The sequence below is a fragment of the Devosia marina genome, assembly GCF_009758415.1.
Lineage (GTDB): Bacteria > Pseudomonadota > Alphaproteobacteria > Rhizobiales > Devosiaceae > Devosia > Devosia marina.
In genome coordinates, this window is sequence record NZ_WQRF01000002.1 from 605627 (window position 1) to 627909 (window position 22283).

General features: G+C 62.0%; 23 protein-coding genes. 17 read left to right on the forward strand and 6 right to left on the reverse strand.

Going from position 1 to position 22283, the window contains the following annotated elements:
- Positions 1-68: 68 nt before the first annotated feature.
- Positions 69-851 carry a DUF3108 domain-containing protein gene (locus GO014_RS10845; RefSeq protein ID WP_157290319.1) on the forward strand — a complete coding sequence of 261 codons (783 nt, stop codon included), beginning with the start codon at positions 69-71 and terminating at the stop codon, positions 849-851.
- Between the two features lie 507 nt (positions 852-1358).
- Here the strand turns inward: GO014_RS10845 and GO014_RS10850 are convergent.
- On the reverse strand, positions 1359-1553 hold the full coding sequence (locus GO014_RS10850) for a hypothetical protein (protein WP_157290320.1): 195 nt from the start codon (positions 1551-1553) through the stop codon (positions 1359-1361).
- Positions 1554-2060: 507 nt separating this feature from the next.
- Here GO014_RS10850 and GO014_RS10855 point away from each other — a divergent pair.
- From GO014_RS10855 to GO014_RS10875, 5 genes are all read left to right on the forward strand, one after another.
- Entirely contained in the window at positions 2061-5021 is a 2961-nt protein-coding gene (locus GO014_RS10855) for a helicase-related protein (RefSeq protein WP_157290321.1), read from the forward strand.
- Positions 5022-5024: 3 nt separating this feature from the next.
- Complete coding sequence (locus tag GO014_RS10860; RefSeq protein WP_157290322.1) at positions 5025-5435, forward strand: RNA-binding S4 domain-containing protein; 411 nt, start codon at positions 5025-5027, stop codon at positions 5433-5435.
- A gap of 154 nt (positions 5436-5589) precedes the next feature.
- A complete protein-coding gene (gene fdxA, locus GO014_RS10865) occupies positions 5590-5928 on the forward strand; it encodes a ferredoxin FdxA (RefSeq protein ID WP_116587252.1) in 339 nt (112 codons plus the stop codon).
- A 367-nt stretch (positions 5929-6295) separates the two neighbouring features.
- Positions 6296-6865, forward strand: a complete 570-nt coding sequence (locus tag GO014_RS10870; protein ID WP_116588086.1) for a CarD family transcriptional regulator — start codon at positions 6296-6298, stop codon at positions 6863-6865.
- Between the two features lie 140 nt (positions 6866-7005).
- Entirely contained in the window at positions 7006-7338 is a 333-nt protein-coding gene (locus tag GO014_RS10875; protein ID WP_157290323.1) for a DMT family transporter, read from the forward strand.
- On the opposite strand, the gene GO014_RS10880 is transcribed toward GO014_RS10875, so the two are convergent.
- Both GO014_RS10880 and GO014_RS10885 read right to left on the reverse strand, forming a co-directional pair.
- Positions 7286-7867, reverse strand: a complete 582-nt coding sequence (locus GO014_RS10880) for a phosphotransferase-like protein (protein ID WP_157290324.1) — start codon at positions 7865-7867, stop codon at positions 7286-7288. The two genes, GO014_RS10875 and GO014_RS10880, sit on opposite strands and share 53 nt — an antisense overlap.
- Positions 7867-8694: a methyltransferase domain-containing protein gene (locus tag GO014_RS10885; RefSeq protein WP_157290325.1), complete on the reverse strand. Its 828-nt coding sequence runs from the start codon at positions 8692-8694 to the stop codon at positions 7867-7869. The genes GO014_RS10880 and GO014_RS10885 overlap by 1 nt, the downstream gene beginning before the upstream one ends.
- A 36-nt stretch (positions 8695-8730) precedes the next feature.
- Between GO014_RS10885 and GO014_RS10890 the strand changes: the two genes are divergently transcribed.
- The 5 genes from GO014_RS10890 to GO014_RS10910 are packed head-to-tail and all read left to right on the forward strand — an operon-like array spanning position 8731 to position 11496.
- Complete coding sequence (locus tag GO014_RS10890) at positions 8731-9537, forward strand: ComF family protein (RefSeq protein WP_246204544.1); 807 nt, start codon at positions 8731-8733, stop codon at positions 9535-9537.
- Between the two features lie 37 nt (positions 9538-9574).
- Positions 9575-9829 (forward strand): glutaredoxin 3, encoded by a 255-nt coding sequence (gene grxC, locus GO014_RS10895; protein WP_116587248.1) that lies wholly within the window; start codon positions 9575-9577, stop codon positions 9827-9829.
- Positions 9830-9835: 6 nt separating this feature from the next.
- The gene (locus tag GO014_RS10900) at positions 9836-10663 is read left to right on the forward strand and encodes a carbon-nitrogen hydrolase family protein (protein ID WP_157290326.1); all 828 of its coding nucleotides are present in this window, start codon (positions 9836-9838) and stop codon (positions 10661-10663) included.
- A 60-nt stretch (positions 10664-10723) separates the two neighbouring features.
- Positions 10724-11146 (forward strand): DUF1178 family protein, encoded by a 423-nt coding sequence (locus GO014_RS10905; RefSeq protein ID WP_116587246.1) that lies wholly within the window; start codon positions 10724-10726, stop codon positions 11144-11146.
- Positions 11143-11496, forward strand: coding sequence for an MmcQ/YjbR family DNA-binding protein (locus GO014_RS10910; protein ID WP_157290327.1), 354 nt, complete (start codon positions 11143-11145; stop codon positions 11494-11496). Before GO014_RS10905 ends, GO014_RS10910 begins: the two co-directional genes overlap by 4 nt.
- A 203-nt stretch (positions 11497-11699) precedes the next feature.
- Here GO014_RS10910 and ilvD read toward each other — a convergent pair whose 3' ends face one another.
- Entirely contained in the window at positions 11700-13553 is a 1854-nt protein-coding gene (gene ilvD / locus GO014_RS10915) for a dihydroxy-acid dehydratase (protein ID WP_157290328.1), read from the reverse strand.
- Positions 13554-13742: 189 nt separating this feature from the next.
- Between ilvD and GO014_RS10920 the strand changes: the two genes are divergently transcribed.
- The 3 genes from GO014_RS10920 (at position 13743) to GO014_RS10930 (ending at position 15769) form a co-directional block, all read left to right on the forward strand.
- Complete coding sequence (locus GO014_RS10920) at positions 13743-14105, forward strand: YciI family protein (protein ID WP_157290329.1); 363 nt, start codon at positions 13743-13745, stop codon at positions 14103-14105.
- A 1072-nt stretch (positions 14106-15177) separates the two neighbouring features.
- Positions 15178-15357: a hypothetical protein gene (locus tag GO014_RS10925; protein WP_157290330.1), complete on the forward strand. Its 180-nt coding sequence runs from the start codon at positions 15178-15180 to the stop codon at positions 15355-15357.
- 196 nt (positions 15358-15553) lie between these two features.
- Positions 15554-15769, forward strand: a complete 216-nt coding sequence (locus GO014_RS10930) for a cold-shock protein (RefSeq protein WP_157290331.1) — start codon at positions 15554-15556, stop codon at positions 15767-15769.
- A 280-nt stretch (positions 15770-16049) separates the two neighbouring features.
- Here GO014_RS10930 and GO014_RS10935 read toward each other — a convergent pair whose 3' ends face one another.
- Positions 16050-16673, reverse strand: a complete 624-nt coding sequence (locus GO014_RS10935) for a hypothetical protein (protein ID WP_157290332.1) — start codon at positions 16671-16673, stop codon at positions 16050-16052.
- A gap of 153 nt (positions 16674-16826) precedes the next feature.
- Between GO014_RS10935 and GO014_RS10940 the strand changes: the two genes are divergently transcribed.
- Positions 16827-17198 carry a hypothetical protein gene (locus GO014_RS10940; RefSeq protein ID WP_157290333.1) on the forward strand — a complete coding sequence of 124 codons (372 nt, stop codon included), beginning with the start codon at positions 16827-16829 and terminating at the stop codon, positions 17196-17198.
- Between the two features lie 409 nt (positions 17199-17607).
- Here GO014_RS10940 and ubiG read toward each other — a convergent pair whose 3' ends face one another.
- Positions 17608-18345 (reverse strand): bifunctional 2-polyprenyl-6-hydroxyphenol methylase/3-demethylubiquinol 3-O-methyltransferase UbiG, encoded by a 738-nt coding sequence (gene ubiG, locus GO014_RS10945; protein WP_157290334.1) that lies wholly within the window; start codon positions 18343-18345, stop codon positions 17608-17610.
- A 173-nt stretch (positions 18346-18518) separates the two neighbouring features.
- Between ubiG and GO014_RS10950 the strand changes: the two genes are divergently transcribed.
- Positions 18519-19784, forward strand: coding sequence for an aspartate kinase (locus tag GO014_RS10950; RefSeq protein ID WP_116587239.1), 1266 nt, complete (start codon positions 18519-18521; stop codon positions 19782-19784).
- A gap of 69 nt (positions 19785-19853) precedes the next feature.
- Entirely contained in the window at positions 19854-22121 is a 2268-nt protein-coding gene (gene ptsP, locus GO014_RS10955; protein WP_157290335.1) for a phosphoenolpyruvate--protein phosphotransferase, read from the forward strand.
- Positions 22122-22283: the final 162 nt, after the last annotated feature.

Below are 22283 nucleotides of genomic sequence, written 5' to 3' on the forward strand. Positions count from 1 at the left end.
CGTTAAACAGTGATTCGTTTCGCCCGGCCAGCGTCTCGCGCGGGCATTTGCAGCCGAGAAGACCACACGTGATCCGCACTGCCCTTGCTCTAGTTGCCGCCCTCGCCCCGCTTAGTCTTTCCGCCGCTCAGGCCGCACCGGTCGATGCGCGTGCCAGCTATGTGGTGACGGTGGGTGGGATCAATGTGGCGATGGTCGATATTGATCTTGATGATGATGGCGCGCGCTACGGACTGGAATTGTCGGCGCGGGTGGCGGGGCTGGGGAGCGTGGTGGCCAGCGGCACGGCAAGCGCCACGGTCTCGGGGGCGTCCACTGGTACGAGCCTGCAATCACAGAGCTTTGCACTGGAGACCCGAGCCAATGGCGACGTGTTCACCGCCAATGTCGGCTATGAGGGGCGCAATGTCAGCGCCTTCCAGGTGCAGCCACCTGTAACCGACTCCAATGATCGTGTGCCGCTGGAGCGCGCGCATCTGACGGGGGTGGGCGACTTCCTTTCGGCCTTCATCCTCAAGGGTGACGGGCTGGAGCCGGGCCTGTGCCAGCGCACGCTCAGGATCTTTACCGGGGTCGAGCGCTTCGACATCGCGCTTGGCTTTCTGGACACTGACGAGGCGACCTCGCCGCGCACCGGCTATCAGGGGCCGCTGGTGGCCTGCTCGCTCGACTATCGGCCGATCTCGGGGCATTTCGAAAGCTCGGAGATGACCAATTACCTGGCCCAGACCAGCCGGATGATCTTGTGGTATGCGCCGCTCGGCCAGACCGGCTATTTTATCCCCTATCGCGTGATTATCGGCACCTCGATGGGCGACCTCTCCATGGTGCTGACCCGCGCGGAGAGCTGAGGCACCTGTCCCGATTTCGGACGGTCAAAAGCTTTTTTGACAATTTTACGACGATTGCGGCCCTGCAATGCACGACTTCCCGGTTAACGGGGTGCATTGCCATGTCGGCCGGCGCGCTAAGCGCCTGTCAGGAAAAGGCCGAAGGCGACCGGAATTAACCCGGAATTCACCGTTGTAAACGGGACTTGTGATTATTCAGCCATAGGTTAGTGCTTCTAGTGGATCACATTCACCCTACCCACCAGATCTGGTGGAGAACAAAGGGGCAGCGGTGACTTCGGCCCGATTCTGTCCCTGTTCGTTCCGGGTTTGGACCAGATCTTAAGGCCGGCCGGATGCACCGGACGGCCCTGTACCGGGATGAGACAATCAAAGCGTTTCGAGGCTGGCGATGCGCTGCTGGGTATCGAAGGTGAAGGCCTGGCGCAGCACGGCAGGGCTGCCCGGAAAGGTGCCCGACACCTGAAAGGTGACGATGGTGCGATCCGTGTCGGCTTCGACCTGCCGCTATTGATAGCGTGGACGATAGCGCTCTTCGACGCTGCGCAGCCAGAGCGCGATTGCGGCCTGCCCGCGGTGCAATGCGCCTTCGTCCCGAACCGAGGCGTTCGGTGCAAACAGGGCGGCGGCATCGAGAGGGTCGGTGCGTTTGAAATACTGCGAGAGCGGATCGGGAAGGGTCGCTGGATCAAATGCGGACATTTGATTGAACTCCGGGGTGGTTGTTGCACCCACCAATGCGCCAGCGTTCCGACAGAGTGTGTCAGTGGCCACTGTCCCATCCCGGCACGTCAACTCAGCTTTTTCTCAAGCCTGTGCCCGAAAACCCCAGGACTCATGGGTGTGGCGCTCTGAAGACAGAAAGAATATGGAAAAAACAAGCGTTTACGCTCTGTTCAGGAATGGCCGGTTCTGATGCAAATTAACCGCCTGCTAAGCAAGTTGAACGGTTTTCGGGCCGGATCGGGCCGGTTCGCGGCCCGCAACGCCCACCGGCTCCAGTTTTAGTGTTGAATCGCCCAAGGGCGCCACCACATCTAGCCGTGAACAAAGCCAGACTCACTGAGTCGCGCCGATTCGGTTCTGTTTCGTTCTGTTTCCGTTCTGTCGGTTAAGTGGCGTGACAAATCCATGACAAATCTGTCCTTTGCTGGGACAAGTGCTGCATGCCTCTCGCAAGCGGGGCAGGGACCGCTTACATAGGGGGCGATGAGCTTTTCCCCTTCCCATTCGGTCAAGGCGATCCTTGGCCCGACCAATACCGGCAAGACCTATTTCGCCATCGAGCGCATGCTGGCCCATCCCACCGGGATGATCGGCCTGCCCCTACGGCTGCTCGCGCGCGAGGTCTATCACCGCGTCGTCGAGCGGGTGGGCGAGCAGGCCGTTGCGCTGATTACCGGTGAAGAGCGCATCGTGCCGACCAAGCCGCGCTATTGGGTGGCGACTGTGGAAGCCATGCCAATGGACATCCACGTCGATTGCGTGGCGGTGGACGAAATCCAGACCGCCATCGATTTTGACCGCGGCCATGTGTTCACCGACCGAATCCTGAAGGCGCGCGGCCTGCATGAAACGCTGCTGCTGGGCTCGGCGACCATGGCGGGCGTGGTGAAAAAGCTGATCCCGCATGCCGAGATCATCGACCGGCCCCGATTCTCCCAGCTTACCTATGCGGGTTCGAAAAAATTATCCCGCCAGCCGGCGCGTTCGGCCATTGTCGCGTTCTCGGCCCGGCAGGTCTATGCGATTGCCGAGCTGATTCGGCGCGAACGCGGCGGCGCGGCGGTGGTGATGGGGGCGCTAAGCCCCCGGACGCGCAATGCCCAGGTCGAACTCTATCAAAATGGCGATGTGGATTTTCTGGTGGCCACCGATGCCATCGGCATGGGACTGAATCTGGACATCCATCATGTGGCCTTTGCCGATGATACCAAGTTCGACGGGCATCAGAGCCGGCCGCTAACGCCGTCCGAACTAGGACAGATTGCCGGTCGCGCCGGGCGGCACAAGCACAACGGCACCTTCGGCGTGACCGGGGGCACTGAAGGGTTTGACGAAGAACTGGTGGTGGCGCTGGAAACCCATGATTTCCAGCCCATCCGCCAAGTGCAATGGCGCAATTCTGACCTCAGGTTCAGCTCCGTCGAGGCGCTGCGCAACTCGCTTGAAGTGGCGCCGCAGGACAAAACGCTGACCCGCGTGCCGATTGCAACCGATCAACACGCGCTCGAGTTTCTCATGCGCAATGAGGCCGGGGCCTTGGCGCGCGGCCACGATGCGGTCAAACTGCTCTGGGAGTGTTGCCAGATTCCGGATTATCAGGGGATCTCACCGGCTGCGCATGGCGAGATCATTACGCGTATCTATTCGGATTTGAGACGAATTGGATCGGTTAGGGCAGACTGGATTGCCGAGCAGGTCCGGTTTTGCGACAATGCGGAGGGCGACATTGACACACTCAGTAATCGGATCAAGCAGATCCGGACCTGGACCTTTGTCGCCAATCGTAAAAACTGGCTTGAAGACCCCACCTATTGGCGCGAAAAGACTCGAGACATTGAGGACCGCCTGAGTGACGCTCTGCACGAGCGGCTTACCCAGCGCTTCGTGGACCGGCGCACCAGCGTGTTGCTCCGCCATCTGAAAGACAAACGTATGGTATCTCCCGAAATCAATGAGCGCGGCGAAGTGCGGCTGGAAGGCCACCTCATCGGCACGCTTGAAGGCTTCCGTTTCACCCTGGCCCGCAATGGTGGCGACACAGACGCCAAAGGATTGCGCGGCGCGGCCGATTCGGTTGTCGCCCCGGAGATCCATAATCGTGCCGAGAGATTGGCCGGTTCGCCAAATGAAGAATTCGTGTTGGCCACCGATGGGCGCCTGCGCTGGCGTGGCGAGGTGGTGGCAGAGCTGGCGGAAGGCGACAGCCTTTACCGCCCCCGCATCCTGCTGCTGGCCGATGAGACGCTGACCGGGCCGGACCTGGAAAAAGTGCAGGACCGCCTTTCGCTCTGGCTGCGCCACCATATCAACACCGTGCTTGAACAGGTCATGGCGCTCGAAGCGCCAGCCGATCTCGAAGGCAGTGCGCGGGGCCTGGCCTATCAGCTGTTCGAACATATCGGTCTGCTGCCGCGCGCAATGGTGGCCGATGAGGTCAAGGCGCTCGACCAGGACGTGCGCGGCAAGCTGCGCAAGCTCGGCATCAAGTTCGGCGCCTATCACATCTATCTGCCGCTTTCCCTCAAGCCCGCGCCGCGCGAGCTCGCTCTGATCCTGTTTGCGCTGAAAAATGGTGGCGTGCGCCAGCCGGGCGTCACCGATATTCCCCATATCGTGCTCTCGGGCCGCACCTCCTTCGTGGTCGATCCGGAAGTCGATACTCGGCTTTACGAGATCGCCGGCTTCAAGGTGGCCGGCAGCCGGGCGGTGCGGGTCGATATTCTTGAGCGCCTGGCCGATATCATCCGGCCGCTGGTGGCGCTGGATGCCAGCCGCCCCTATCAGGGCGAACTGCCCGCTGGTGCCGCCGAGGGCAATGGTTTCCGCGTGACCGTGGAAATGACCAGCCTGTTGGGCTGCTCGGGCGATGATTTCTCCTCCATCCTGTCGTCGCTGGGCTATCGGGTCCGCCGGACGCCCAAAGTGGTCGAGACGCCGGCACCGGCTGAGGCTTCGGCCGAAACCCCGGCGCTCGAACAGGTGCTGGAGGACAATGCGCCCAGCGCCGAGGCGAACAATGAGGCCGCTGCGCCAGAAAATGCCGAAGCGCCTGTGGTGGCAGAACCGGGCGAAGGTGCCGTGCCGGATGCAGCTCCGGCTGAGGTGGAAGCCGCAACAGAACCAGCCGCGCCGGCCGAGCCGGAATTTGACGAGGTCTGGTTCCCCGGCGGGCGTCGCCACAACGAAAACCGCCGTCACGAAGGCCGCAGTCGCCGCGATGGTGAAGAGGGCCCACGGCAGAACAATCGTCCGCGCCATGGCAAGGGGCCGCGCCGCCCCGAGGGCGAAGGCCAGCAGGCGCGTCCCAATGGCAAGGGCCGTCCCGACAAGACGGAACGGGGCGACCGCAAGGATCGCCGTCCGCCACGCGAGGAGCGCAAGCCGGTATTCGATCCGGACAGCCCGTTCGCGGCGCTGGCGGCTCTGCGCGGCAAGTCGGAATAGCAATTGGTAGGGCCGGAGCAGACGCCGCTCCGCAAGGAGCGGCTCGACCGGTTCCTGTTCTTTTCGCGCGCCGTCAAATCGCGCACCCTGGCCCAGAAAATCATCGAGAGTGGCGCTGTTCGCGTCAACTCGGAAAAGACCGAGCGCACCGATCTCAAGGTTGGTGCAGGGGATGTGCTGACCATGTCACTGCACAACCGCATCGTGGTCTGGCGCATTCTCGATTGCGGCACACGGCGCGGCCCGGCCAGCGAGGCGCAAGGATTGTACGAGGATATTTCGCCGCCGCCGGTGCCAAGGGCAGAGCTGTCGCCCTATGATGCCGCCATTGCTGAAAGACCGGCCGGAGCAGGGCGCCCCACCAAGAAAGAGCGGCGTGAAACGGACCGGTTGCGCGGAGGCGACGCCGATTAGGCAAGTCTTTCCCTGTGGCTGCCTGATGCGCCAAACCGTCCCCCCTGACGGCCTTGCGATACGCAAGAAAACGGTTTAGCACCGGACGCGTTGAGACAGGCGGGCTGACCTGCCCCAAGGGGTCGGGCCGCAACGAGATGGGATCGCCTCCTAGATGACTTATATCGTCACCGATAATTGCATTGCCTGCAAATATACCGACTGCGTGGAAGTGTGTCCGGTGGACTGCTTCTATGAAGGCGAGAACATGCTGGTGATCCATCCGGACGAATGTATCGACTGCGGCGTTTGCGAGCCCGAATGCCCTGCCGAGGCGATCAAGCCGGACACTGAAAGCGGGCTCGACGAGTGGCTCGAACTCAACCGCAAGTTCTCCAACAGCTGGCCCAACCTGACCGAGCGGCGCGAACCATTGCCAGAGGCAAAAGAACGTGATGGTGAGGACGGCAAGCTCGCCAAATACTTCTCGGAAGAACCGGGCGAAGGCGACTAGGCGCTTCGTGGGCTCAATGCAAGCATCAAATCCCTGAGGCGTGGCAAGGGTTTGTCATGGTTTCGTCACATCCGGCCGATCCCCAGTCGGTGGGGATGCGCGCTGCTGATTCGTTCCTTTTGATTCTGCTGAAAAATTGTGCTATGGTGTGACCATATGCAGTTGAGCCCATCACCCAGCCGTGCCGCAAGGCACGATTTTTTTGACACCACACAAAGCTGATACATGGCGTTCCGGCAAGCGGATCCGGAGCGACGTGGGGGTTGACTGCGCATATGCGTCCGGATTGTCGGGCGCCAAACAAGTAGGATGGCTGACCTTGCCGCAAGGAACCAGCCATTGGGGCGTCAACAAGGAGTTCCAGCATATGGTAGCCAAGAAGCAGCAGCAGCGGCTTGGGTTCAAGACAGGCGAGTACGTCGTCTATCCTTCCCACGGCGTCGGCATTGTCGTCGCCATTGAAGAGCAGGAAGTCGCTGGGCTGACCCTGGAGCTGTTCGTCATCAGCTTTGAACAGGACAAGCTGACCCTGCGCGTTCCCGTCGCCAAGGTCAAGTCCGTCGGCATGCGCAAGCTGGCCGAAGACGAAGAGGTCAAGCGCGCGCTCGACACCGTCACCGGCCGTGCCCGCGTCAAGCGCACCATGTGGTCGCGCCGCGCCCAGGAATATGAAGCCAAGATCAATTCGGGCGATCTGATCGCGATTTCCGAAGTGGTCCGCGATCTGTACCGCTCTGAGGAACAGCCCGAGCAGTCCTATTCGGAGCGCCAGTTGTTCGAGCAGGCCATGGATCGCATGAGCCGGGAAATCGGCGCCGTGCGCAAGCTTACCCTCACCGAGGCAGTGCAGCTTATCGAAAAGCAGCTCGCCAAGAGCCCCAAGCGCACCAAGACCGACGCGGCTGAAGCCGATAGCGACGAGGAAGCTGCTGCGTAAGCCCTTGCGGCAGATTGAATGGAAATGGCCGGCGGAGACGCCGGCCTTTTTTGTGTCCGGGCAAACAAAGTGCACCCTCGGGGTGACTCGGGTCTCGTGATCTGGTCAAAGCCGGTGAACGCGAACTTTCCGGTGATCCCATGCCCAGCTATGCCTTTCTTGCCGTTGCCATTGTTGCCGAAGTGATCGCAACGACCGCGCTCAAGGCGTCCGAGGGGTTCTCCAACCTCTTGCCATCGGTCCTGGTGGTGGTGGGCTATGGCGTGGCATTTTACTGCCTGTCGATGACCCTGCGCACGCTGCCGGTCGGGATTGCCTACGCCATATGGTCTGGCGCCGGCATCGTTCTGGTGTCGTTGCTGGGCTGGCTGGTCTATGGCCAGAAGCTCGACCCCTGGGCCGTTCTGGGCATCGGCCTGATCATGTCCGGTGTGCTGGTCCTGAATCTTCTGTCGAAGTCGACGGCGCATTGAGCCGATAGCGGCCCGAAGCCAGGGCGGCCTGCAGGACGGCCATGGTATCGGGGCGGTTGAGGCCGCCCACATTGAGGGCATGGTCCTCATGGGCTCCGAGATCGGCGAATTCGGCATGCAGGGCCGCCACCACGGCAGGGTCGGTCAGGCTGTCGCCACCGCGGGCCTGGCAACGGCCCACGGCCTCTTCGGCGCCGGTACGCAGGACGATATAGTGCAGCGACAGGCCAAGCTCTGCGAAAGTGGGTAGGGCCCAGGGGCGGATCACCCCATCCAGGGCGACAAAATAGCCATTGCCGGCATAGACGCCAGCCACGCTCGCGGCGATCTGCATGATCATCTGGTTCTGCGCGTGCGACTCGGGCAGCCAGGGGTCGATCTTGCCGGTCTTGATATAGCCCCAGAAATCGTCCGAGTGCAGGTGCACCTTGGGCCCGCCGGGGAGATGAGCCAGTGCCTCGGCGCAGGTGGTCTTGCCCGAGCCCGGATGGCCGGAAAGGACCAGGATATGGCCGGCAGGCAGGTCCATCAGCTTTTTCCCAGCACATCTTTCATGCTGACCTTTGCGCTGCCGGGCCGCAAGGGCTTCTGCTGGCTTTCATGTGGAACCCAGCCTGCCAGCCAGATGATTTCCAGTGTCGCGCGCACCCGGCCATCGGGGTCGGCGTCGCGTTCGGCATAGGCCTGGGCGGCGGTTGTGAGCAGCGTGCGGGTGGCAAAGCGCCGGGGGCGATCGGCCAGCGGATTGGCGGCGCCCAGGGCCTTGAGTTCGGCCATCAGGGTAAAGGGTGTGGCGTAGCGGACGCGATGGGTTTCGACATCGGCCACCGGCAGCGCAAAGCCGGCCCGCTGCAACAGGGCGCCGGCATCGCGCACCTGGGCCATTGGGGCAACTCGTGCCGAAGCGCCGCCCGAGACCTGCAGATCGGCGGCCAGAAAGGCCTCGCGCAATTCTGTCAGGCTCTCGCCGCCAACAAAAGCGGCCATCAGCAATCCGTCAGGCTTGAGCAGGCGGCGCAGCCGCGCCAGATGGCCGGGCACGTCATTGACTGCCTGCAGATGCAATAGCGAGACAATAAGATCCTGCTCGCCCTTTGGCAGGTCGGGAAAATCAGCGCCGGAAAAGGCCTCGACGCGCTGCGCGCTCACTGGTCCATTGGCGGTGAACAGGGTCTCGGGCAGGGTGTCGGCATCGGGGCCGATCAATATGGCGCGGGAGAAGTCGCGCTTATAGGCGCTCAGCCGGTCGGCCAGGTCCTCAAGCACCAGATCGCGCACAAAATTGTCGCTGGCCGGGCGGCGCTGAAGGTTGCGGGCAATCTGGGTGGTGTCGAACAGGCGCGGAGGGGTGGTCATCAAAAAGGCTTTCGCCGAGGCCGGGTCGGGAGCAATATGGCTGTTATGGAGATGGGGGCCGGGGAAGTCAAAGAGATCGGGCGCGGGGTGCGGCTGCGGCAGGGACTGACCGGGCTGCAGCGTGCGCTGCTTGACCTGGTCTATCCGCCCGGATGCGCTGCCTGCAACGCGCCGTTGACCGGGGCGCAGGCGCTGTGTGCGTCCTGCTTTGCCGGTTTGCGGCAGATCCGTGCGCCGTTCTGCCAGGTGCTGGGCATTCCCTTCGAGACTGATCTGGGGCCGGAGACGCGTTCGGCCGAGGCGCTGGCCGATCCGCCCCCCTTTGCGCGGGCGCGGGCGGCGGTGGTCTATAGCGCGGTGGCAGGGACGCTGGTCAGCCGGCTCAAATATGGCGACAGGCCGGAGGTGGCCCGGTTCTGCGCGCGGCTGATGGCGGCGGCTGGACAGGACTATTGGGCCGCTGGCCCGGTTATCGTGCCGGTGCCGCTGCATGCCAGCCGATTGCGGTTCCGGCGCTACAACCAGTCCATGCTGCTGGCGCGTGAGCTGGGCCGGCTGACGGGGCTGAGCGTGGATCCGCATCTGATCGGGCGGCATAGAAAGACCCGGCAGCAGGTGGGGCTGTCCGGCGATGGTCGATTACGCAATGTGCGAGGGGCGTTTTCGGCCCATCCGCATGCGCTTGAGCGCCTGGCCAGCCGGCCGGTGGTGCTGGTCGACGATGTCTATACCACTGGCGCCACGGTCAAGGCCGCGACGCGCGTGCTCAGGCGGGCCGGTGCCACAGAGGTGAATGTGCTGACCTTTGCCCGCGTTGTCATTGGTGAGGATCTCCCCATATAAGGGGGCAAGTTCACGATTTTCCGGAGCCTGGAGCGATATGGCCAAGGTTGAAATCTACACCACCCCCACCTGCCCCTATTGTCACGCCGCCAAGGCGCTGCTCAAAGAAAAGGGCGTGGACTATTCCGAGATCACCGTGCTCGATCCCAACCTGCGCGAAAAAATGACCCAGCGTGCCCATGGCCGCCGCACCGTGCCGCAGATTTTCGTCGGCGACACCCATGTGGGTGGCTATGACGACATGGCGGCGCTTGACCGGCGTGGCGGGCTCGACCCCTTGCTGGCGCAATAGCACCCCATGAAAATCGCCGCCATCCAGATGTGCTCCGGGCTCGATCCGGCTGCCAATCTTGCGGCGCTTGAGCCCTTGCTGGCCGATGCTGCTGCGCGAGGGGCGCGCTATGCGCTGACCCCGGAAGTCACCATGATCTTTCCCGAGAATCGGGATCAGCTCAAATCGGTGGCTGCGCCCTTCGAGGGGCATCTGCAATTGGCGGCGGTGGGGGGGCTGGCCAAACAGCACGGTATGCATGTCCATATCGGCTCACTGCCGATCCCGCTCGAGGACGGGCGCTTTGCCAATCGCTCGGTGCTGTTCGGGCCGGATGGGGGGCAGCGCGCCACCTATGACAAGATCCATCTGTTCGATGCCGATATCGCAGGGCTTAACGCCTATCGGGAAAGCGCTACCTATAAGGGCGGCGACAGTGCCGTGATCGCACCGCTCGATGAGTTCACCCTCGGCTTTTCGATCTGCTACGACATGCGCTTTCCCCGGCTCTACAACGCCCTGGCCAATGCCGGGGCGAGCCTGATGGCAGTGCCGGCGGCTTTTACCGTGCCCACCGGACAGGCGCATTGGCATGTGCTGCTGCGGGCCCGGGCCATCGAGACCGGTTCCTACGTCATTGCCGCGGCGCAGGGCGGCAGCCATGCCAATGGGCGCGCGACCTATGGCCATTCGCTGGTCATCGACCCCTGGGGCAAAATTATTGCCGAGCTCGACCATGACCGGCCCGGCGTGCTGGTGACCGAAATCGATCCAGCGGCGGTCACCGAGGCGCGGCGGCGCGTGCCGGCCCTGGTCAATGCGCGGGACTTTGCGGCCCCGGGTTTGCGCGACTGAGCCAAGGCCCTATATGGTCGGCAGACAGGCGCCCGGCGCCGCAATGAAACGACAAGTGCAGTGATTCAGTATTCGCTTCAATGTTCGAACGGACATCGCTTCGATGTCTGGTTCAAAAATGCAGCCGCCTATGACGAACAGCAGGCTAGCGGCCTGGTGAGTTGCGCCCAATGCGGCGACGGCATGATCGAAAAGGCGCCGATGGCGCCCAATGTGGCGCGGACCGATCAGGACCGCATGCCGGTTTCCGCGCATCACCCCGAGGCGGCCAAAATCCGCGAGATGCTGCGGGCCTATCGGCAGAAAGTACTGGCAGAGGCCGAAAATGTCGGTGACCGTTTTGCCGAGGAAGCGCGCAAGATCCATTTTGAAGAGGCCGAGGCGCGCGGCATTTATGGCGAAGCAACGCGGGACGAGGTGGCCGAGCTGATCGAGGACGGCGTCGATTTCCTGCCCTTGCCCGATGTGGGAGAGGATAATTGAGTCTGTTCCACCGCGACCGGTTCGACACCGCGCTCTCACAATTGCCGGGTGTCACCTTCGTCGATCAGTGGGACGCCCGCGTGGCCAAGGTCGGCGGCAAGGTGTTTTGCCTCCTGACCGATTACGAGCCCCGCTGTATTGTCTTTAAATGCAGCGAAGAAAGCTTCGATATCCTGACCAGTCTGAGCGGTGTCACGCAGGCCCGCTACTTTGCCAAGCGCAAATGGGCCAGTGCGGAAGCTGGCTCGGAACTGGGCGAAGACGATCTGCTGGCCTATGTCACCCGTTCGCACGCACTGGTCGCTGAAGGGCTGACCCGGAAGCTGCGCGCCGAATTGGGCATTCTCTGACTTTTTTGGGGATTGGGTCGGCCCGATAGGGAGGGTGGAATCCCCGCTATCGAGCCTGACCAGGCCAGCAGACCTTGGCAGGCCGCTGGTTGGCTGAGCGCGTGTTAGCACCGGGCGGCAGGCTTGTCATCAAAAAGTCATGCGGCAAGATGGTGAATTGGACCGCCCGGTGTTGCTGAGGGGGACGGTCCAATGGGTTTGACTCAATGCCAGAGCTTGTCGATGGCCTTGGTGTCACGCACGGCACCGGTAGCGGCTGAGGTGACAAAGGCCGCATAAGCCTTGAGCGCCGTGGTGATCTTGCGCTTGCGCGGCTGGGCCGGTTTCCAGCCCAGCTTGTCCTGCTCGGCGCGCCGCGCCGCCAGTTCGGCGTCGGACACCAGCACGTTGACGGTGCGGTTAGGGATGTCGATCTCGATAATGTCGCCCTCGCGCACCAGGCCAATGGCGCCGCCCTCGGCAGCTTCAGGCGATGCGTGGCCGATGGACAGGCCCGAGGTGCCGCCCGAGAACCGCCCGTCGGTCAGGAGCGCGCAGGCTTTGCCCAGGCCCTTGGATTTGAGATAGCTCGTGGGATAGAGCATTTCCTGCATGCCGGGGCCACCCTTGGGGCCCTCATAGCGGATGACGACGACATCGCCTTCCTTGATCTCATTGCTCAGGATCGCCTTGACGGTCATGTCCTGGCTCTCGAAGACGCGGGCCGGGCCGGTGAATTTGAGGATGGATTCGTCCACGCCCGCCGTTTTCACGATGCAACCATCGAGCGCGATATTGCCCTTGAGCACGGCCAGGCCGCCATCCTTGGAGAAGGGATTGTCGGGCGAGCGAATGGCGCCATTGGTGCGGTCGGTGTCCAGCTCCTTCCAGCGATTGGACTGGGAAAAGGCCTGGGTGGTTCGCACGCCGCCGGGCGCGGCCATGTAAAACTGGCGTACGCTTTCCGAATTGGTGCGCGAGATATCCCATTTGTCGATGGCATCGCCCATGGTGGCCGCATGCACCGTGGGTTCAGTGCGATTGATCAGGCCGGCGCGGTCGAGCTGGCCGAGAATGGCGAAGATGCCGCCGGCGCGGTGCACGTCTTCCATATGTACATCGTTCTTGGCCGGCGCGACCTTCGAAAGCACCGGCACCTTGCGGCTGAGTGCATCGATATCGTCCATGGTGAAGTCGATGCCGCCCTCATGGGCTGCCGCCAGGATATGCAGCACCGTATTGGTTGAGCCGCCCATGGCAATATCGAGGCTCATGGCGTTTTCGAAGGCTGCTTTGGTGGCGATCTTGCGCGGGAGGACGTTTTCGTCTTCCTGCTCGTAATAGCGGCGGGCCAGGTCAACGATCAGATGCCCGGCTTCCTGGAACAGGCGCTTGCGGTCCGAATGGGTGGCGAGCGTCGAGCCATTGCCCGGCAGCGACAGGCCCAGCGCCTCGGTCAGGCAGTTCATCGAATTGGCCGTGAACATGCCCGAGCAGGAGCCGCAAGTGGGGCAGGCGGCTTCTTCGACGGCCTGCACTTCCTCATCGCTATAGGCATCGTCGGCGGCCATCACCATGGCGTCGACCAGGTCAAGCGCCTGCAGCTTGCCCTTGACCATGGCCTTGCCCGCTTCCATCGGACCGCCCGACACGAAGACCACCGGAATGTTGAGGCGCATCGCGGCATTGAGCATGCCGGGGGTGATCTTGTCGCAATTGGAGATGCAGACCATGGCGTCGGCGCAATGCGCATTGACCATATATTCCACCGAGTCCGCGATGATGTCGCGGCTGGGCAGGGAATAGAGCATGCCGTCATGGCCCATGGCGATGCCGTCATCGACCGCGATGGTGTTGAATTCCTTGGCGACGCCGCCGGCCGCCTCGATTTCGCGGGCAACGAGCTGCCCCAGATCCTTCAGGTGCACATGGCCGGGCACAAACTGGGTGAACGAGTTCACCACGGCAATGATGGGCTTGCCGAAATCGCCGTCCTTCATGCCGGTGGCGCGCCAGAGGCCGCGCGCGCCGGCCATGTTGCGGCCATGGGTGGTGGTGCGGGAACGATAGGCGGGCATGGCTCAATTCCTCGGTCTGGACTACCGGTGGGGCCGGTTGTGTTCTGTTGTGTCCTGTTTAGACCCATTCAAACCCGGCTTCAAGAAATTTCCGTACCGTACCGTACGGTTCGGTTGCTGTCGAAAGCCGGGCAGTCCGTCCGTTGTCCTGGCGTCATTATGGCAAACGCAGCAAACAGGAGATCTTCCATGCGTTACTTCATGAGCATCATGCCTCCCGCCGACCTCAAGCCCGAAGATGTGTCCCAGGGCCTCATGGACGCCATGGCGCCCTGGATGGAAAAGCACATGGCCGCCGGCACGCTGATTTCCACAGGCGGCCTCAAGGACGCCGAACAGGGCCGCCTCAAGGGGGCCACAGGCACCATCATTGTCACCGATGGCCCCTTTGCCGAGGCCAAGGAGGTGCTGGGCGGCTATGCCGTGTTCGAGGCGCCAGACCTTGATGCCGCCACCGCATTGGCCCGCGAGTTCATGCGGATGCATATCGAGAACGGCATTCCGGGCCTGGTGCTGGAGTTGCGCGAAATCGCCGGCGGGGCCAATTACTAGGCGTTGCGCGCGAGCAAGAGCTGGCCCATCTGCTCTTCCCTGGGGCATGGTTTCGTACGCCGGGCGGGCATGTTGCGGTCACAAAGGCCGGTGCAGGAGATTGATCGAGGGCGACGTCCAGTGGGTTGGGCGACACCGACGCACGCAGGCTGGACGGCGGAAGCCGACCCCATTGTGGTTGGTCAGTCATAGTCGCGCATCGCTGCACACCCGTCATAACGCGGATTGCCTTACACGCGCCGCATATCACGCAATCCCTGCGGCACGCTGGGTTTCGCGCATACTCGAAGCGACACCTTCCCCCTTGACGGGGGAGGGATGAGGCGGGGGGATCGCGAACAGGGTGTTGGACGCCGGCCACCAGTACATTGCGCACCCATCCACCCCGTCAAAGGGGGAGGTGCGGCATCGCGTTTGCCGAGCATTCAGAGCTACGGGTTTGGCCGCTCGCGGCCTGTTTCGACCCCATTGCTGTCGTTAGCCCTAACGACGCGGTTGCCCGACCCTGCCGTTGCGATCGGTGCCGCAGACGGCCGGTTCCGGCATGGCTGTCCAAACTATGAAAGGAACCATTAAGCATGCATTTGCATGTCACTAAAAAGCTACTGCCAGGGTGTTGCGACAATCGGTTTGAGGACACCGTTTTCTGGGTGCAGGATCGACAGATGTTTTTCATCATATTGGCTCCAGGGGCGGCATGAACATGGCCAGCTTTCCGATTGGAGTTGCACTTTTCCTAGTCTGCTTGGTTGTACTGTGCCTCCGTGGTGCATGAAGCGAACCAAAATGAGCCAAGAGCTCAGAAAGTATTCGATGGAAGTCTTAACTGGTCCGCTTTCTACGTTCTCACAACCTAAAGCCGACAGCCCGCTTCCTACCCATTCTGGCCACTATATCTCTATCACCGGCCAGACATCTGCTAGGATCCATGCAACGACTAAACCGGGGCACATAGGGGCCGCTTGCGGTGCAGCGTCCGGCATGCACCGGGTCACAAACGGCCCTGCGTCTAAATTTGCCCTGCGCCGGTCCGGATCGGGCTTTTTTCTGTGTTTCGTGCTAAATTGGCGTTATGACACCAAATCTTTCCCCGATTGAACGTGCGTTTGAGCTGGCCCGCAGCGGCAAATGCCAGTCATTCAGCGAAATTAAGGCCGCCCTCAAGGCCGAAGGCTACGACAGCGCGACCATCACCGGTGGCACGCTGTCAAAGCAGTTGCGCCAGCTCATTGCCGCCAGCAGCAAATCTTAGTCGACCCGGCCTTGCCACGGACACGATTTAGTGGGATAAGGGGACATACGTTTTCAGCCCAAGTCGGCTGCCTCTAGCCGGTTCATTCCGGTCCTTGGCTCACTGATCAACTTTGCGAACGTTTTGTAGGCCCTCTTGCATGTTGCGGAGGGAAACGCTCGTTTCGCTTCGGCTCCGAGCTTTAAGGAAATCTAAAATGGCAACCGTCACCGGTACTGTAAAATTCTTCAACACCACCAAGGGCTTTGGTTTCATCACGCCTGAAAACGGCGGCAAGGACCATTTCGTCCACATCTCCGCTGTCCAGAATTCCGGCGTTGACGGCCTCTATGAGAACGACAAGGTCACCTACGAGGTCGAGACCGGTCGTGATGGTCGCGAGTCCGCCATCAACCTGGTGCTGCAGAAGTAATTTCTGCAACTGCAAGAATGCTGAAGGCCACCTTTTGGGTGGCCTTTTTCTTGTCTTGAGAACCGCTGAAGACGCCTTTCCCGCCCTGCGCGAATGGCCGGCCCTGTGCCCCTAGGGCAGCGAAGCAACCCGCAAGGGGGCCGCTCAATGCGTGCGTCCGAAATCCTGTTCGTGGGAAGCGGCTTTCGCCTCTACTTCTATTTTACTGGAGGCGAAAGCCGCTTTTCACCGTGCAACCGCGAGGCAGTAATGCCGGGGCGGCGTGTCGTTACGCCCATGCTCAGAACTTGTAGCGCAGTCCAGCCGTCACCGCGTTGGAGCCGTCGATATGGGCAATGGTGCCAAACCCGCCGGAGCGGTGCTGGATGCGGCCAAAGGCCTCCCATTGCGGGTGATCGTCATGCGAAACCGCAATTTCCGGGGCCAGATAATAGAGCACTGTCGCGCTGTCGCCCGAGGCTGCGGTGCGGGTGGTCTCGACGCCAATGGTGCCGGTGACCACCGAGAATCCGCCGGTGATCGACGGGGTGATATTGACCGGGCCCAGCTCAACTTCAGTCAGCCGGCCGACCAGGCCTGCCCAGGCTTCGGCAGAAAGGGTCTCGCCGGCGCCCATGCGCAGGCCCAGCCCTGCTTCAAGCCCCAGGGCGAAGCTTTCATATTCGTAGAAGAACCGCTGATAGCCCAGCCCGGCAAAGGCATTGGTCTCATAGCCGCTGCTCCAGAAGGTCAGAGCATCGCCAAAATAACCGCTGCTCATCGGCCCGCCGAAGACGAAGACGGATTCGTCACGATTGGGGGGCAGGGCTTCGGTGGTCACGTCGTGGGCGGCAATGGGGGCTGCAAAAGGCACAAAAAGGCTCATGGCCCCGAGCACCAGAATGGCGCGGGCGAACTTGCTCATCGGTCTGTTGGTCCTGTTTGGAGAACGAAAACGTCAACAGGCCGAACAGGTTCACGGCCGCGTGTTCACATTTCCACCGGCCACCTTGGATAGGACCGGTGGAACGGGGCCGCGCTTACCGCGTTGATTTCCCAATCACCAAAGGAGGAAACCATGGACGCCATTCCCGCCTCTATCCATGAAGGCATGCGGGTCGTGGACAATGAAATGCAGCCCATCGGCACGGTCGAGGCTTTCCGCAGCACGGACGAAGCGCCCGACGCGCCCGACGTGGATGCGGCCGGTGTCAGCCCGGTGCTGGAGCGGCAGCGCAATGACCTGACGGGCCTGTTGGCCGATCTGTTCCATCCCGATGATGGCCTGCCCCGCGAAATGCAGGAAAAGGCCCTGCGCGAGGGGTTCGTGCGGCTTGATGCAGACGGATTCCTCGCCTCGGACCGCTATATCTTCCCCGAGCATATCGACCGGGTAGAGGCAGACCGGCTGGTGCTGTCAGTCGGGCGCAAGGATCTGCTCAAGGCCTGAGTGGTCCATAGACCCGGATGCCTGCCCTCCATTCCCGCGCGGAGTGGAGGGCAAATATTTATGCCCGTCCATTCTCTCGCTGATAAATTCGATTTGTGTTCTTGCTGATTAAAGCTAATAACAAAAGATTATTCTGGCACAATGTGCGAGATTTAATTGGTTTTGTGCTGCCATCATTCTGGTCGCGGCAGTTTGCCATCTCGGCAAAATTTTCGGATCGACTTGGTAGAACTATGGATTGCGGCGCCGCTTGTGCCCGTGATGATCGCTCCCATGGCGGCTCGGCTCATCGTTCATTGGGAGATGATCATGTTGTACAAGCGCATGTTGGCAACCGTCATGGTGTCGGTGTCGGTGTCGGTGGCCAAGCGGCAGTGGTGGGAGCGGCGGTAGTGGTGGTAACGGCGGCTCAGGCCGGGCGGGTGGCCAGCACCATGTAATTGACCGCCATGTCGGGGGCGGCGCGCCATTCATCGGCCAGCGGATTGTAGGTCACTCCGGTCTGGTCGATCACGTTGAGGCCATTGCGCTGCAACTGGGCGATGATTTCCTCGGGGGTGAGGAATTTCTTCCAGTCATGGGTGCCGCGCGGCAACCAGCGCAGCACATATTCAGCGCCGATGATGGCGAGGGCCCAGGAACGGGCCGTGCGGTTGAGCGTGGCGGTAAACATCAGCCCGCCTGGGGCCACCAGATCGGCGCAGCTCTTCATGTAGAGCGGCACATTGTCGACATGCTCGACCACTTCCATGTTGAGCACCACGTCGAAGCTTTCGCCGGCCGCGACCAGAGCTTCGCTGGTGGTGGCGCGATAATCGATTTCGAGCCCGGATTGTTCGGCGTGAATCTTGGCGATGGCGATATTGCGCTCGGCGGCGTCGCCGCCCGTTACCGAGGCTCCCAGCCGAGTCAGCGGCTCGCACAACAGGCCACCACCGCAGCCGACATCGAGAATGCGCAGCCCTTCGAAGGGGCGCAATGCGGATGGGTCGCGGTCAAAATGGCGGATCAGGTGGTCGCGGATATAACTCATCCGCACCGGGTTGAACTTGTGCAGCGGCTTGAACTTTCCCTTGGGGTCCCACCATTGTTCGGCCATGGCCGTGAATTTGGCGATCTCGGCGTCGTTGACGGTTGTCTGGGACATCAGCAGCTCCTTGTGTGCCCATATGACCCGCAGGCCGGGGCAGGGGCAAGGCGCGGCGGCGTCGCAGGGCTATTGCGTCGCCGATGCCCATTGATTGCGCATCGGCTTTGTGGCATGTCGCGCCCAACACTAAAGCGTAACGCCGGGTTCGGCGGATCAGCGGGGAAACTGTCTTGGCCCGTATCGTCGTCAAGTTCGGTGGCACTTCGGTGGCCAATGTCGAGCGCATCCGCAATGCGGCGCGCCATATCAAGCGCGAGGTCGAGGCCGGCAATGAAGTTGCCGTCGTGGTTTCGGCCATGAGCGGCAAGACCAATGAGCTGGTCGGCTGGGTCAACGAAGCATCAAAATTTCACGATGCGCGCGAGTATGATGCCGTGGTCGCCTCGGGCGAGCAGGTCACGGCTGGCCTGATGGCCATCGTTCTCTCGGAAATGGGCATTCAATCGCGCAGTTTTGCCGGCTGGCAGGTGCCCATCCATACCGACGATTCCCACGGTGCGGCGCGGATTACCGACATTGATCCGACCGAGCTCGACAAGCGCATGAGCGATGGCTGGGTGCCGGTAATCACCGGCTTTCAAGGCATTTCACCGCATGGCCGCGTGACAACGCTCGGCCGGGGGGGCTCGGATACCTCGGCGGTCGCCGTGGCGGCAGCGGTCAAGGCGGATCGGTGTGATATCTATACCGATGTCGATGGCGTCTACACCACCGATCCGCGCATCGTGCCCAAGGCACAGCGCATGACCAAGATTTCCTTTGAGGAAATGCTGGAAATGGCCTCGCTCGGCGCCAAGGTGCTGATGATCCGTTCGGTGGAAATGGCCATGGCGCACAAGGTGCGCCTGACTGTCCGCTCCAGTTTCGATGACCCGGACGCGCCGCAGATCGCGCCCGATGGGACGCCGGGTGTGCCCGGTACGCTTGTCTGCGATGAGGATGAGATCATGGAACAGCAGATCGTTTCGGGCGTGACGCTCGCCAAGGCCGAGGCCAAGATCACCCTGCGCAAGGTCAAGGACAGCCCGGGTGTCGCCGCCGCCATTTTCGGGACGCTGGCCGATAAGGGCATTATCGTGGACATGATCGTGCAGAACATTGCCGATGATGGCGCGACGACCGACATCACCTTTACCGTTCCCGACAGCGAATATGACAAGGCGGTCAAGGCGCTGGAAGACAATGGCGGGCGCTTCGAATATGCCCGTCTTTCCGGCTCCAAGGGCGGTGCCAAGGTCTCGGTGGTGGGCGTGGGCATGCGCTCCCACGCCGGTGTCGCCTCCTCGATGTTCAAGGCTCTGGCCGACAAGGGCATCAATATCCAACTCATCACCACTTCGGAGATCAAGACCTCGGTGTTGATCGATGAAGAATATGCCGAGCTTGCGGTTCGCGCCTTGCACACCTATTACGGTCTGGACAGACAGGACGCCTGACCCAGTCGAGGGGACAAGGGCCGCGTCCTTCAAATAGGGGGGCGGCTTTGCGGGCCGCCTTGGAGAGGCATGGTCACGACCATAGGCGGCCCAAGGGTGCTGCTGCGGCAGTTGCGCGAGACAATGGCGGAGCCCCTGGCTTCGCAGGAACGTCTCGACAAGATCGTGGGCCTGATCGCCGAGAACATGCGGGCCGATGTGTGCTCGTTCTATGTGCTGCGCGATGACGGCGCGCTCGAGTTGTTCGCTACGCGGGGCCTCAACACCGAATCGGTTCACCTCACAACATTGCGCCTGGGCGAAGGCCTTGTGGGCCTGATTGCCGCCGAGGCCGAACCGCTCAGCCTGGATGATGCCACCAGTCATCCTGCGTTTGCCTACCGACCAGAAACGGGCGAGGAAAAATACAATTCCTTCCTTGGCGTGCCGGTGCTGCGGGCCGGGCAGACGCTGGGCGTGCTGGTGGTGCAGAATGCCGACCGGCGCCATTATGGCGAGGACGAAACCGAGGCGATGCTGACCACGGCCACAATCCTGGCCGAGATGATCGCTACCAGCGATTTCGACAATCTGATCAAGCCAGGATCGGATATCGATCTCAGGCGGCCTCGCATGTTCAACGGCGTCAGCTTCACCGATGGCATCGCGCTCGGCAAAGTGGTGCTGCACGATCCGCGCGTCGTGGTGACCAATTTCATCGCCGAAGATACCGATGCGGAAAAGCAGCGGCTCGATGCTGCGCTGGCGTCGATGCGCGTCTCGATCGATGCCATGCTTGACCATGGTGACATGCAGCCGACCTCGGACCACCGCGAAATTCTCGAGACCTATCGCATGTTCGCCAATGACCGGGGCTGGGTGAACCGGCTGACCGAGGCGATCGACAATGGGCTTTCAGCTGAAGCGGCGGTGGAGCGGGTGCAGAACGATACCCGCGCGCGCATGCAGCGCCAGACCGACCCCTACATTCGCGACCGGCTGCACGATCTTGATGATCTGGCCAACCGGTTGCTGCGGGTTCTGACCAATACCAACCAGCCAGCGCATCGCGATCTGCCGGAGAACGCCATTCTGGTGGCCCGCAATATGGGCCCTGCCGAATTGCTCGAATATGACCGCAAGAAGCTGCGCGGCGTGGTGCTCGAAGAAGGCGGCGCGACCGCGCATGTGGCCATTGTCGCGCGCTCGCTGGGCATCGTGGCGGTGGGGCAGGCGCATTCGATCGTTTCGATGTGCGAAGGCGGCGACGACATCATTCTCGATGGTCCGTTGGGCCAGGTGCATTTGCGCCCCACGCCCGATGTCGAGCAGACCTATATCGACAAGGTCCGGATTTCGGCGCGGCGGCGCGCTCATTATGCCGCGCTCAAGAACAGGCCGAGCGTTACCAAGGACGGTGTCGAGATCACGCTGTTGCACAATTCGGGACTGGTGGCGGATCTGCCCATGCTCGACGATACCGGCGCGGCCGGGGTCGGACTATTCCGCACCGAGCTGCAATTTATGATCGCGAGCCGGTTGCCGCGCCTGCAGGAGCAGGTCGAGCTTTATGCCGAGGCGATGGAGATTGCCGGGGACCGGCCGGTGGTGTTCCGGCTGCTCGATATTGGCGGCGACAAGGTAGTGCCCTATCTGCGCTCGGCGGCCGAGGAAAATCCAGCCATGGGCTATCGCTCGATCCGGCTTGGGCTGGATCGGCCGGGCCTATTGCGCACCCAGATCCGGGCGCTGCTGCTGGCAGCACGGGGGCGTCCGCTCAAGATCCTGGTGCCCATGGTCACCGAGACCTTCGAGTTCCGGCAGACCAAGCAGGTGCTCAGCAAGGAAATGGACCGGCTCAGGCGGGCGGGACAGGCCGTGCCGGAAAAGGTCGAGATCGGAGCGATGGTGGAAGTGCCCTCGCTGCTGTTCGAGCTGGATCAGATCATGCCCGAAAGCGATTTTGTGTCGATCGGTTCGAACGATCTGGTGCAGTTCCTGACAGCGGCCGACCGGGCCAATCCGCGGGTCTCCAAGGCCTATGACCCTATCGCCCTGCCGCGGCTGCGGGCCATTCGCCTGGTGGTGGATGCGGCCGCGAGGCACAACAAGCCGGTCACCATGTGTGGCGAGCTGGCCGGCAAGCCGATGGAAGCGCTGGCGCTGATGGCGATCGGCATGACGCGGCTTTCCATGGGGCCGGCCTCGATCGGCCCGATCAAGGAAATGATCCTCAATCTCGAGCTTGAGCCGGTCAAGGCCGCCATTTCCGAGGCGCTCAGCGTCGGGGCAAATGGCAATTCGGTGCGCAACTTGCTGACCGAATGGGCTGATAAGCAGAACCTGCCCATGGGGTAAGGGTGGCATTGGCCGCTTGATGTTGCGCGCCGGGGTCATTACACCCCGCCATGTTACCTCGGTACCGACCGGGGCCCGTCCTGAGATTTGATCAGCGCGACCATTCTCAGGATGGATCCAGGCCTCAGCCGGGATGACAATCCAGACGCTGTTGCCACGCTG

Coding starts and splice junctions, on each gene's coding strand:
- GO014_RS10925 (WP_157290330.1), top strand. CDS start 15,178: ATGACACCAAATCTTTCCCCGATTGAACGTGCGTTTGAGCTGGCCCGC.
- ptsP (WP_157290335.1), top strand. CDS start 19,854: ATGGTCACGACCATAGGCGGCCCAAGGGTGCTGCTGCGGCAGTTGCGC.
- GO014_RS10885 (WP_157290325.1), bottom strand. CDS start 8,694: ATGACCACCCCTCCGCGCCTGTTCGACACCACCCAGATTGCCCGCAAC.
- grxC (WP_116587248.1), top strand. CDS start 9,575: ATGGCCAAGGTTGAAATCTACACCACCCCCACCTGCCCCTATTGTCAC.
- GO014_RS10935 (WP_157290332.1), bottom strand. CDS start 16,673: ATGAGCAAGTTCGCCCGCGCCATTCTGGTGCTCGGGGCCATGAGCCTT.
- GO014_RS10870 (WP_116588086.1), top strand. CDS start 6,296: ATGGTAGCCAAGAAGCAGCAGCAGCGGCTTGGGTTCAAGACAGGCGAG.
- fdxA (WP_116587252.1), top strand. CDS start 5,590: ATGACTTATATCGTCACCGATAATTGCATTGCCTGCAAATATACCGAC.
- GO014_RS10930 (WP_157290331.1), top strand. CDS start 15,554: ATGGCAACCGTCACCGGTACTGTAAAATTCTTCAACACCACCAAGGGC.
- GO014_RS10900 (WP_157290326.1), top strand. CDS start 9,836: ATGAAAATCGCCGCCATCCAGATGTGCTCCGGGCTCGATCCGGCTGCC.
- GO014_RS10880 (WP_157290324.1), bottom strand. CDS start 7,867: ATGGACCTGCCTGCCGGCCATATCCTGGTCCTTTCCGGCCATCCGGGC.
- GO014_RS10890 (WP_246204544.1), top strand. CDS start 8,731: ATGGCTGTTATGGAGATGGGGGCCGGGGAAGTCAAAGAGATCGGGCGC.
- ilvD (WP_157290328.1), bottom strand. CDS start 13,553: ATGCCCGCCTATCGTTCCCGCACCACCACCCATGGCCGCAACATGGCC.
- GO014_RS10875 (WP_157290323.1), top strand. CDS start 7,006: ATGCCCAGCTATGCCTTTCTTGCCGTTGCCATTGTTGCCGAAGTGATC.
- GO014_RS10855 (WP_157290321.1), top strand. CDS start 2,061: ATGAGCTTTTCCCCTTCCCATTCGGTCAAGGCGATCCTTGGCCCGACC.
- GO014_RS10850 (WP_157290320.1), bottom strand. CDS start 1,553: ATGTCCGCATTTGATCCAGCGACCCTTCCCGATCCGCTCTCGCAGTAT.
- GO014_RS10940 (WP_157290333.1), top strand. CDS start 16,827: ATGGACGCCATTCCCGCCTCTATCCATGAAGGCATGCGGGTCGTGGAC.
- GO014_RS10920 (WP_157290329.1), top strand. CDS start 13,743: ATGCGTTACTTCATGAGCATCATGCCTCCCGCCGACCTCAAGCCCGAA.
- ubiG (WP_157290334.1), bottom strand. CDS start 18,345: ATGTCCCAGACAACCGTCAACGACGCCGAGATCGCCAAATTCACGGCC.